Source organism: Rhizobium altiplani (genome assembly GCF_001542405.1).
GTDB classification, from domain to species: Bacteria; Pseudomonadota; Alphaproteobacteria; order Rhizobiales; family Rhizobiaceae; genus Rhizobium; species Rhizobium altiplani.
In genome coordinates, this window is record NZ_LNCD01000024.1 from 1 (window position 1) to 10631 (window position 10631).

Below are 10631 nucleotides of genomic sequence, written 5' to 3' on the forward strand. Positions count from 1 at the left end.
CGCGCAGCCCGCCGGCGAAAGCCAGATGCAGCATGGCTCGATCGCGAATGCCTGATAATGTCCGCCGATCCGGTGCATTGAGCAGCGCTTGCACTTCGGTACGCGAAAGCGAAGCCACGAGGGCCTCGTCAATCTTCTTCATCGGAATGGCGTGAACCCGAAGGGCCTGATCCAGCACTGCGGGTACGCGATGCTCGAGATAGCGGAAGAAGGACTTCACGGCAGCCAGCCTGGCGTTGCGCGAACGGGCCTTGTTGCCACGCGTCTCTTCGATGTGTTCGAGAAAGGCGAGGATCATCGGTACGTCGATATCTTCGATCTGCAGCAGACAAGGTCGCTTGCTCAACCGTCGCGCGGCGAACGTCACCAGCAGCTGGAAGCTATAGGCATAGGCATCGCAAGTGTGAACGCTTGCGCGTCGTTCCCGGGGAAGATGTTCGCGCAGGAACGCGGTGAGGTGCTGGGCAAGCTGGGTCATGCCGTCACTCCTCGATGCAATGTCTCGCCGGCTGCAGACATATGCGCCATCAACTCGTGCGTTGCCTGAAGATACCAGTAAGTATCGGTCACATGGGCGTGCCCCAAATAGGTGCTGAGGGCGGTGATATGCCGCGCCACCGCCTGGGAATCGTGCGCACAGCGTTCGAGAGAGCGAACGGCGAACGTGTGGCGAAGATCGTGGATCCGCGGCCCTCGCGATCCTGGAGCGCCTCGCAAGCCGATCGATCGACTGATCTGCAGGAAGACCGTAATTACTGTCGGATAAGCGAGCGGCGTTCCCTGATGCGAAATGAAAAGCGCGTCGCTCTGACTTGCTGCCTTCAGGCGGGTTGCGAGATATCGGTCCAAGGCGCGTCGGGTCGTCGGGTGGAGCGGCACCAACCGGCTCTTCTTGAACTTGGTCTGGGCAATGATCAGCCCGTCGTTGGTCACGTCCGGCAATCGAATGGCGATCGCCTCCGAAGCACGCATGCCGGTCGCGGCAATCAGCCCGAACATCGTGGCGTAGGTGAGCGATCGGATTGAACCGTCGGGGCCAAGTCGCTGAGCGGCGTCGATCAGCCGTCGGATCTCCCCGGGACTATAGATATAGGGCGTGCGGCGCTTGCGACTGGCGCGGCCAAAAAGATCAGCGGAGGGAACTTCATGGCGGGGATCTTCGGCATGCAGCGAGAGCGCGAAGCGACGTACCGCCAATAGGCGGTTCCGACGTTGTTCGGGTGAAGGCGCCTGTAGCGCCCACTCGTGCACGGTTGCCGTCGTTATGACATGCTCACCGCGATGCTCGGCAAAGGAGACGAAATTGCGCAGAAGAATGCCCGGGGTCCGAAACTTGAATCCCAGGGCTTGGTGCAGCGCCGCATGATCGGCGAGGAGCTGACTCAGCATGGCAGCTCTCCCGGCCAGGGCTGAGCAATCTGCTCCAGCATCGCTACATCGACCTTGGCGTAATGTGCGGTCATATCGAGCGAGCGGTGACGTAGCACCGTGCCAACAGCTTCGAGTGTGGCCCCCGAGCGTAGCATGGTGGTTGCCGCAGAGTGGCGCAGCAGGCACGCTCCGGTCGATGGGGGATCGGAAATGCCCGCACGCTTTAGCGCCAGTGCTACGATCGTAGAGATATGGCTGGACTGTGCAAATGACTGGTAGGGTGCAATCATTGTGAGAAAGACTGCCTCTTGATGCACGCGCGGCCGTTCCTGCTCGATGTACGCGAGAAGTGCATCACCGACGTCCTGCGGCAACGGCAGCCGAACTTGACGGCGCGCTTTGCCACTCAAGCGCAGCATACCAGACGTCCATTCGATATCGCTGAGCCTGAGTCCGGCCACATCCCCGGCCCGCAGCCCCAGGCGAGCCAGTAGGAGCAGGATTGCACGGTCCCGCAAACGCCCTCTGGTAAGTTGATCACAGGATGCAATGACGCGCTCGACATCGGCGGCTGCAAGATACCGCGGTAACGACGAAAGGCGCCATTGCAGGACCGGCGGAATGGCGTGATCGAGGTTGGGGCGGCACAAGCCGACACCCGCGAGGAAGCGAAGATAGCTGCGCAAGGCGCTCGTTATGGTCCTCAGGTTGGCCGGGCCGGTTCGCTCGCGCCACTCGCGGACAACGTTACGGACCCGGGCGGCATCATAGTCGAGAGTCGCCGTACCGAGCTCCGGTAACAGCTTATGCAGGTCGCGAAGGTGACGGACGATCGTGCGTTCCGACAGTCCCCGGTGGACGCGCAACCAGCTCTGATAGTCGACAAGCAGGGGATATGGCGACGTGACCTTCAAGGGTGGACGTGCGATACCGGCTTTTTGCAGGAAAACAACGAACCTCCCGGCGCGGCGCGAATATTTTGGTGAGATACGCAGCCACTGCCGCCCACCAGGACATCGACACCGATGTTCGGCAAAGCGACGAACGACATCGTCATCAATGACGTCGATCGAGATACCGGCGCTACCAAGCCAAGCCGCGAAATGACGAGCTGAGGACGTGTAGCCCTCAATGGTCAGCGGCGTATATCTCTGAGCGGCAAGCTCGGCCGCGAACCGTTCGATCCATGACGACAACGATCCTGGATCGAGGAACCTGTGATTACGATTATTGGCATCCATCTGTGCTCTCCTCACAACGTGAACCTCATCGTGAGGGAGCATAGTTATGTGGAGCGATTGCGCGTGCTCGATCTATCTAAGCATCTGTGAAGACGCCATAATCCATAGACCGGCAATGACAACTTCGCATAATCATGGTCGCCGCATAATTGCGCTTATGTGGTGCACCACATAAGCGCAAAGGCATAGAGGGCCTGGCTGCGCTCGCGCAGGATGTATTGCGCCAGAAGCCGACAGGCGGCGCGGTCTTCGCCTTTCGAGGCAGACGTGGCGATCGTTTGAAGCTTCTTTATTTTGATGGCCAAGGCTTCTGCCTGTACTACAAAATCTTGCAGAAGGGGCGGTTTCCATGGCCTTCAGGAGCCGGTGGGACAGCCCGGCTGACGTCGGCGCAAATGGCCATGTTATGGGAAGGGATCGACTGGCGCCGTCCCGATTGGGGCGCCCCGCCGGCGCGTGTCGGTTGAATTTATCCTCCTGATTCTGCTTGTTTTTATGGATATTTGCCCTGACCTATGGTAGTCAGGTTCATGTCGAACGCCACCCAAAATCTTCCCGACGATCCGGCCTTCCTGAAGGCAATGATCGCCGCTTTGCAGGCGGAAAACGCGAAGATGTCGGCGACGTTGCAGGCCCATGACCAGTTGATCCAGTCCTTGCGGCTGCGCATCGCCAAGCTGAAGAAGCAGGTCTTCGGCAAGTCCTCGGAAAAGATTGAGCGCGAGATCGAACAGTTGGAACTGGCGCTTGAGGATCTTCTAATCGCCGCGGCCGAGAGCAACAAGACACCGATCAATGAGGTCGGTGAGGCCGTGCCTGCCGCACCTGTGGCAAGCACGCCCGAAAGAATTATGCGCCGCCGTCCGCGGGTATCGGAAAAGGCAGCTCGCGAGCGCAAAGAACTCGATCCTGGTACCTGCTGCCCTGATTGCGGTGGTGAACTGCGCCTTGTTGGCGAAGACGTAAGCGAAATCCTCGCCATGATCGCGGCGCAGATGAAGGTTATCGAGGTTGCTCGATTGAAGAAGTCCTGCCGTTGCTGCGAGAAGATGGTGCAGTCGCCGCACCCAGCCGTCCGATACCGGGCAGCATGGCAGGCGCTGGCCTTTTGGCATACATCCTGGTCTCGAAGTTCGACGATCATCTGCCACTCTATCGCCTGAACGAGATCTTTGCCCGCATGGGCGCCGACATTCCCGACAGCACGCTGGTCGATTGGTGTGGTCGCGCCATGCAGGTGCTTCAGCCTCTGATCGAGCGGATCGAGACTGCGATCATGGGAAGTGACCTTCTCCATGCCGACGACACCCCGATCCGGGTGCTCGACCGCTCGCTCCGAGATAAGGGTTTAGGCAAAGGCGTGAAGAAAGGCAGGATCTGGACGTATGTTCGAGATCAGCGTCCATGGGCGGGCACAGCCCCGCCTGGTGCGGTCTACTATTTTGCTCCCGACTGGAAGGAAGAGCACGTTCACCGTCACCTCCAGCAGGCAAGTGGCATCCTTCACGCCGACGGCTACAAAGGCTACGCAAAACTATACGAACCCAATACGGAAGGAAAACGGCGCTTCCGCGAAGCGGCCTGCTGGGCGCATTGGCGACGTGACTTCCACGATATCTGGACCTCGAACAAATCCGAGATCGCACGCGAGGCCCTCGATCGCATCGGCGCACTTTATGACATCGAGCGCGACATTGCCGGTCAGCCTGCTGATATCCGGCTTGCCGCACGCCAGAAGCACAGTAAAGCGAAGGCCGAAGCATTCCGCGTCTGGGCGGAAGCGCAACTGACCCGCATTCCGGGCAAGAGCGATTTGGCGACCGCTCTCCGCTATGGCCTGAGCCGATGGTCCTCGCTCTGCCTGTTCCTGGACGACGGTCGTGTCGCCATCGACAACAATGCCGCCGAGCGAGCCCTGCGTCCGATAGGGAGACGTGTTTCATTATACACCCCTTCGTTAAGTGTATGTAAACATTGGAAGCGTGTCCGCGTCAACATCGCGCAACGGGCGACCTTTCCGGGCAATCGCCGCTCTGACCGGCTCGGACGTCAAATCGACGGCCCGGATTTGATAGGGCGCTCGCGAACCTGCCGTCCTCCCGACCAACTCGCTGGCGAAGAGTGAATCTCGTTTGTTCTCAGAGGTTTATTTTTTTATCGGTTGCCAGTATTGCGCTTGGGATCTTCCAGCTAGCGGCGGCTCCGCGGGCGAGTTTGACATCTTTATTCAGGGGCGCAATGAAGCAAATTGGCTAAGTCAGGCATTGTTGCTATAACCAGAAAAATCGGTCCGCCCAGGTCCGATTGCGACTGAGCAAAGGTCTTAATGCCGTATATCGCGTAAACAAGTGAGCTGTTGGGAAAAGGACTTCGGTGAGAGATAGTTTGACAAGGTATGCGGAAGCGAAAGGGCTGGTGGAGACCACGGATCCCGAAGTAGATAAGCGGGTTTACAGAAAGCCCGGTTTCGATGGTGCGATCACGGAACTGGGAGAGATGGAAGCTCTCATCAGCGGATTTTTGAAGAGGTCGCGCGAGGGCATCGGTCTGCCCCGCGCCGATGTTGCCAGGATGCTCGGTCTCTCAACAGCGGTCTATGGGCGCTACGAACGCGCCTTTTCAAAGATGAACGTCACGAGAATGATCCACCTCTGCGAAGTCTTAGGCTTCAAGCCGCTTGATATTATCTTCCATGCCGCTCCTCACCTCTGGGGCGCCACGCCAGAGGAAGCTGCCGATCGAATCGCTGTCGACCGGCTCATGAGGGAACTACCGGGCGAAGTAGTCGGTGATCTACTACGCCTCCTTAGGCGCCTCGTTCCACAAGACCATCAAACAGGTTTAGCATCCATCGGCACAGACGGCACCGATGCTTGAGTACAGATAAAGCGCAGCGTACTCCCTCTTTATCCTCAACAAATCTCTCGTGGGGGGCTACGAGCAGCGAGCCCGAATACGGAGTGACTGAGACGTAGCTCACCAGCCGCGGCGCGCTTGGTCATTCCCCTCAGGTAGCCGTTCGGTGATTTCACTTCGAGCCGGTTTGTTTTTTCTACGGTGATGGCGACGGCAACCGCGGCTTGTTGCCGCCCCATCTGATTTATCGCGCTGCAGTGAACCAGTTCTGTTATCCCCACGAGACGGCACAAGAAAGGCGCAACCTGAACAAGGTCCGACCAGTTGCGTGGAGCGCATCCAAAGTCGGTGAGCGATGGCGCAGCACGCAAGACATCGCGAATACCTACCAAGACTGGACGATCAAAATTAATCGCGCTTGTTCGAATTTTTTGCTGATGCTGATTGAGCACCGATCTCGCATGCCCCTTTCCTGCTCGACGTTGGGCTGTTGCCGCTAGTGTTCCCGTTGGCAAGCCGTTACTTCCTAATTGATTAGGGAGTGTACTCTCGTGTTGCTTGTCGTTTGAGGCATACGGGTGTGTCGCTTTTTCGCCCGGATTACTTTCGGCGCTTGTCAGAAGCATAAGCCGATCCACGCAAGATTCGATGACGGCAGTAGCCCGGCGAAGCTTGTCCTCCGTTGCTTTTGCAGGGATACCTACGATATTGGCAACCCGATTGATGCGGTTGCCGATAGCCTGGACTGAAGTGCACCCTTCAAGGGAAGAAAGTGCGTAACGTACGTTGCGGAGCGCACCACGGTACCGCGCGGCAGCGGCGTCCTTAGCTCTCTTTTCAGCGCGTGCCCGGTTCACATTCTCGTTGAGCTCTCCGTAGCGTGCTACCAAGATCCGGAGATCTACCCCAAATCCTTCTGCGATCTCGCCATGCGGGTTTCGCACCGGATATCTCTTATAATTCCCACTGTCTTGCATTGTAACGAGGCCGAGGTCGAACAGTCGGGAAAGAATACGACTGACACGCCCGGCCGAACGGCCTACTTCGAAAGCCAGCTGTCGGTTTGACTTGAAGACGATTGGTCGCCCGGACCTGGAAAAAGCCTCGGTTGGAGCGGTGTTAACCAAAACTGTTAAAAGGTGACTTTCAGTCCCGTTTATGAGCCCGGTGCAAGGCAGCGTTTGCGCCAGCACGGCCAGCTGTCCACGAGTCACCGACCCGAGTTCAGTTGATTCTGCCAGGCGACGAAACGCTGTACGCGCAGGGGTAACCCTTCGTCCAACCGGCCGTCGGTCGTCCGTGTAATCTTCCATGTCCTGTCTCCAGTTGGGACCAGGCAAAGCTCCGCCGTTCACCGAAAGGCGTTTTATGTTGACAAGGAAGGAAGGGTCTGCGAAAACAAATTTGGCTTAATTGATCTCTTTCAGACCCGCTTCCGGAGTTTTTCGGGAGCGGTTTTCTTTTTCTGGTTTCCTACATTCATTCTCCATCTACAGCCCGACTCGCGGGCTGCGTAACGTTGCGCTAAATTGCGGTTCAAGCTTATCGCAAGATATCAATTTGGCGCAAGCTATGGCCAGATCTTGCGAAACGGCCGCTGCATCTTCAGCCGAGCGCCTTTAAAAATCGCCTTTTATTGCGGGTAATAGTGGTTGGAAAATCTTAGGGACGACTATTTGTCGCGGATCCAAATTGGCGCGGCGGCTCGTCCGACCTTGGGCAAGGCCGCGACAGAAGACCCGGGCAGTGCGGCTCCGCTTGGTCTATCAAACCTTGAGGGGTAGCCATAGCTGGCTGAACCATGGCTGGCTGCGCCAGGCGCTCTTCCCGGAGGCTTCGCCGCCGGAACAACTGGCCAGTGTTGCAGGTGGGGAGGGGCAAACAGATTTTCAATCAGCTCGATTGGCTCGCCGGAGGCGCCAAATCGATCATCGTTGTTCTTGCGCGGCAAGTGACGCGGTGTCGACGGCGAACGTGTCAAATGTACGGCCTATTGTGATTTGTTCGTGAGCGCAACGAATGGCCCACGGCTTTCGTGATTTGACTAAATAGGTTTCTGGCTTTCTGGCTCTCGGTCAGAACTTCTGCTTTGCCCGCTTCGGCATAAAATAGGTTCGGATATTGACGAGTGCTTCGGCGACGGCAGCAGCATCCTGGTGGGTCGCTTTCCGTTTTACCTCGCCGAGCTTGCGGATCGGCGCAATGATATCCCCAGTGACGGCATGACCTCGAAGGACAGGCTGCCAAAGCCTTGGCGCGTGTCGTGTTCCAATGAGAAAGCAGATGTCCCAATCAAATGGATCAAGGGTCTGATCATCGATCTGGGTGAACCTTGGCCGGTGGTCTTTCGGTCTCTCGGAAAGGCTTGCAGATATCCGATTATACTCTGCAACGATCGTCTGCACGGCCCGATGTTCGGTTGTTTCCATCGGCAGGTTTAGGGCATCCGGGCCGGTCAGTTCCGGGATCCATTGCCGTGGGTCGATGAACCTGGGGCCGATGATGAGGGCCGTAAGATAACCATCGAGTCTGCTCATTGACCAGATAGGCGATGGCGGACGACGTCTCCTGATAAAGGCTTCGAATGCGTCGTCATCGAGCTTCGGTCGCGGCGTCATCTCCTGGCTGTTCTGTGTCATGCCGCTTGTCGCTCCTGCTGTGTCATCGCTTCGCGTTCCGCCTTCCAGGCCCAAGGCAAAAGGCTCTCCATCTCGTTGGCTTTCACTTTGCCGGAGATGATGCGCTCCAGCACATCGGCAAGCCAGACGTCGGGGTCCACGCCGTTAAGCTTTGCCGTGTTCACGAGCGATGCCAGGACAGCGAAGGTCTTTCCACCCCGCTCGTTGCCCACGAATAATGAGTTCTTTCTCGTCAAAGCCACGGATTTCATGGAACGCTCGACGACATTGGAGTCCACCTCGATCCGGCCATCCTCTAGAAAGGCTGTCAATCCGCTCCAGTGGTTGAGCATGTAAGTGACTGCCTTGCCAAGTGCCGATTTCGACGACACCTCGTCGCTCAGTTCGGTGAGATGGACCTTCAGTTCTCTCATGATGGGAGCTGCCTCACGACGCCTGCCGCTAAGCCGGGTATCTTCATCTTCCCCTCGTAGTTTTGCTTCGATGCGATAGATTTCGGCAATCCTGGCAAGGATCGACAAGGCCTCCGAAGAGCCGGTCAGTTTGACGACGTCAACGAACTTTCGCCGTGCATGAGCGAGGCAGAAGGCCAGCCGCATGGGGGCAACGTTGCTCTTGCCGCGTCGTTTGACCATGGTTTTATAGGCTTGATATCCATCAACCTGAAGCACGCCGGCGAACGACGACAGTTGCCCCTCGATCTCGCGAGCGCTGCGGCTTTCGGCAAAAATGTAGGCCACCGCCGGCGGCGCCGGACCGTTCCATGGCCGATCGTCAACCGCTTGTGCCCATAACTGGCAGACCTTGGTTCGTTTGCGCCCCGGATCGAGGCGCGGAAGTGGCGTCTCGTCACAGAACACCCTCGGCTGCGAGCGGATGAAGGCGGTGAGTGCATCGTAGAGAAGTTCGAGCCACCAGGCGACCCGCGTGACCCATGCCCCGAGCGTACCGCGATCAATGATGACGCCGCAGGAGGCCAGCATCTGCGCCTGGCGATGCAGCGGCAAATGCCAGGCAAACTTCGAAACGGCGACATGGGCTGCAAACGCCGTGGTCACCATGCCGCCGTCCATGATGCGTGCTGGTGCGGGTGCTTGCACGATGCCACTCTCGCAAGCCCGGCATGCATAGCGTGGCCGGATCGTCCGTTTCACCCGGACTACTGCAGGCACGATGTCGAGCGCCTCGCTGACATCAGTGCCGATGCAATGAAGTTCGAACGAACAGCAGGGGCAAGTCTTGCTCGCTGGCTCGATGAGCTCGTCATAACGCGGAAGGTGTTTCGGCAAACGGCCGATATTGCGGGCTGGCGATCGCCGTGCCTGCGTTTTGTCTTCATCGACCGGCGCGACATCGTCATTGGCAGCAACGGGAATGTCGCCTAGATCGCCAAGATCGAGCATTGCCTGCGTTGGATCGATCGTCGTCATCTTCTCCGATTTCGTCCCGAAGAGCTGGCGCTCAAGGAAGGCAACGCGCGCCTTGAGATCGGCATTCTCTTCGTCGAGCGAGAGAATGATCCGGGTCAATTGCGCAGCATCCTGGGGCAAGGGATCGGGTCGAAGCGGCATGACAGACCCTACCACACGGGTCTGAATCTTCAAGCAAAACCAATAGGATCAGCCTGCTTTTGAGGGCCTCCTCACCGCGTTTCGTTTGACGCGCGTCCAGTCAATGCCGGCCAGCAAAAGCGAGAACTCCTGGGCACTCATCTGCATAGCGCCATCGCGGATCGGAGGCCAAACGAACTTGCCCGCCTCCAACCACTTCGTCGCTAGGATCATGCCTGATCCGTCCCAATAAATGCAGCGAAGCCGATCAAGACGCTTGGCGCGGAACACGAACACGTCGCCACAATAGGGATCGGCCGCAAGGGCTGACGCCACCAAAGCTACCAGGCCATTCATGCCGCGCCGGAAGTCGACGGGTTGCGTCGCAACCATGATCTTCACGCCATTTGGCGAAACTCCGATCACCGGCGCCCTCGCAACGCCGCTACCATCGCCTGCGCCAGTTCAGGCGCTACCGAGCCGATGACCGTCATGCGTGCGCCCGCAATCTCGATCTCAATTCGGCCAGCGAGAACCTCTGGGGCATTCGATGGCGAGCCTTCGTGTCGTGCGCCATCCCCAACCACTGTCACCGGCACGAACACGGCAGGCGGCAAACTAGTCTTTGCCGACCGTTGAGAGGTTAGTCCGGCTTCCCGTCGCCACACATTCAGCAAGCCGCGATTGACGCCCCAGCGCCTCGCAACAGCCGAAATGTTCACTTCAGGTTCTGCGCTCTCCGCGAGAATCCGCGCCTTCTCCTCGTCAGTCCAATTCCGCCGCTGCCGCCGACCGGTGATCACCTCGATCCGCCGATACTTTCCCTCATGCCTGGCTTCATGCATGCCTTCATCCATGACTTCAAGCATGGCATCAGCGCGATCTCCAACCATCCCGGTCCACTCCTATCAATGATAGAGCTTATCTCGAGGCCTCATTCACAAAAGAAAAGGTGGGCTGTTCGTCGCGCTCAC

Annotated in this window: 10 protein-coding genes and 1 pseudogene; 3 read left to right on the plus strand and 8 right to left on the minus strand. The window is 58.1% G+C overall.

Annotated elements, in window-relative coordinates:
* The 3 genes from AS026_RS04355 to AS026_RS04365 form a co-directional block, all read right to left on the minus strand.
* Positions 1-478: tyrosine-type recombinase/integrase (locus AS026_RS04355; RefSeq protein WP_160330092.1), on the minus strand; the 478-nt coding region annotated here is incomplete at its 3' end.
* Positions 475-1389: a tyrosine-type recombinase/integrase gene (locus AS026_RS04360; RefSeq protein WP_028749685.1), complete on the minus strand. Its 915-nt coding sequence runs from the start codon at positions 1387-1389 to the stop codon at positions 475-477. The genes AS026_RS04355 and AS026_RS04360, both read right to left, overlap by 4 nt.
* Positions 1383-2612, minus strand: coding sequence for a tyrosine-type recombinase/integrase (locus AS026_RS04365; RefSeq protein WP_028749684.1), 1230 nt, complete (start codon positions 2610-2612; stop codon positions 1383-1385). Before AS026_RS04365 ends, AS026_RS04360 begins: the two co-directional genes overlap by 7 nt.
* A gap of 218 nt (positions 2613-2830) precedes the next feature.
* On the opposite strand from AS026_RS04365, the gene tnpB (AS026_RS39265) reads away from it, so the two are divergent.
* The 3 genes and pseudogenes from tnpB (AS026_RS39265) to AS026_RS04375 all read left to right on the plus strand — a co-directional run bounded on the left by tnpB (AS026_RS39265) (position 2831) and on the right by AS026_RS04375 (position 5489).
* On the plus strand, positions 2831-3079 hold the full coding sequence (tnpB, locus tag AS026_RS39265; RefSeq protein ID WP_235777226.1) for an IS66 family insertion sequence element accessory protein TnpB: 249 nt from the start codon (positions 2831-2833) through the stop codon (positions 3077-3079).
* Between the two features lie 63 nt (positions 3080-3142).
* Positions 3143-4542: pseudogene (gene tnpC / locus AS026_RS04370) on the plus strand (IS66 family transposase); the annotation flags it as partial.
* Positions 4543-4985: 443 nt separating this feature from the next.
* Complete coding sequence (locus AS026_RS04375) at positions 4986-5489, plus strand: helix-turn-helix domain-containing protein (RefSeq protein WP_028749675.1); 504 nt, start codon at positions 4986-4988, stop codon at positions 5487-5489.
* 35 nt (positions 5490-5524) lie between these two features.
* On the opposite strand, the gene repC is transcribed toward AS026_RS04375, so the two are convergent.
* The 5 genes from repC to tnpA all read right to left on the minus strand — a co-directional run bounded on the left by repC (position 5525) and on the right by tnpA (position 10550).
* A complete protein-coding gene (repC, locus tag AS026_RS04380) occupies positions 5525-6781 on the minus strand; it encodes a plasmid replication protein RepC (RefSeq protein WP_028749674.1) in 1257 nt (418 codons plus the stop codon).
* A gap of 762 nt (positions 6782-7543) precedes the next feature.
* Positions 7544-8107 carry a UPF0149 family protein gene (locus tag AS026_RS04385; RefSeq protein ID WP_062368490.1) on the minus strand — a complete coding sequence of 188 codons (564 nt, stop codon included), beginning with the start codon at positions 8105-8107 and terminating at the stop codon, positions 7544-7546.
* Positions 8104-9678, minus strand: a complete 1575-nt coding sequence (gene tnpC / locus AS026_RS04390; protein ID WP_028749712.1) for an IS66 family transposase — start codon at positions 9676-9678, stop codon at positions 8104-8106. Before tnpC (AS026_RS04390) ends, AS026_RS04385 begins: the two co-directional genes overlap by 4 nt.
* Before the next feature lie 48 nt (positions 9679-9726).
* Positions 9727-10083, minus strand: a complete 357-nt coding sequence (tnpB, locus tag AS026_RS04395; RefSeq protein ID WP_028749713.1) for an IS66 family insertion sequence element accessory protein TnpB — start codon at positions 10081-10083, stop codon at positions 9727-9729.
* Complete coding sequence (gene tnpA, locus AS026_RS04400) at positions 10080-10550, minus strand: IS66-like element accessory protein TnpA (protein ID WP_062368489.1); 471 nt, start codon at positions 10548-10550, stop codon at positions 10080-10082. Before tnpA ends, tnpB (AS026_RS04395) begins: the two co-directional genes overlap by 4 nt.
* Positions 10551-10631 lie beyond the last annotated feature (81 nt).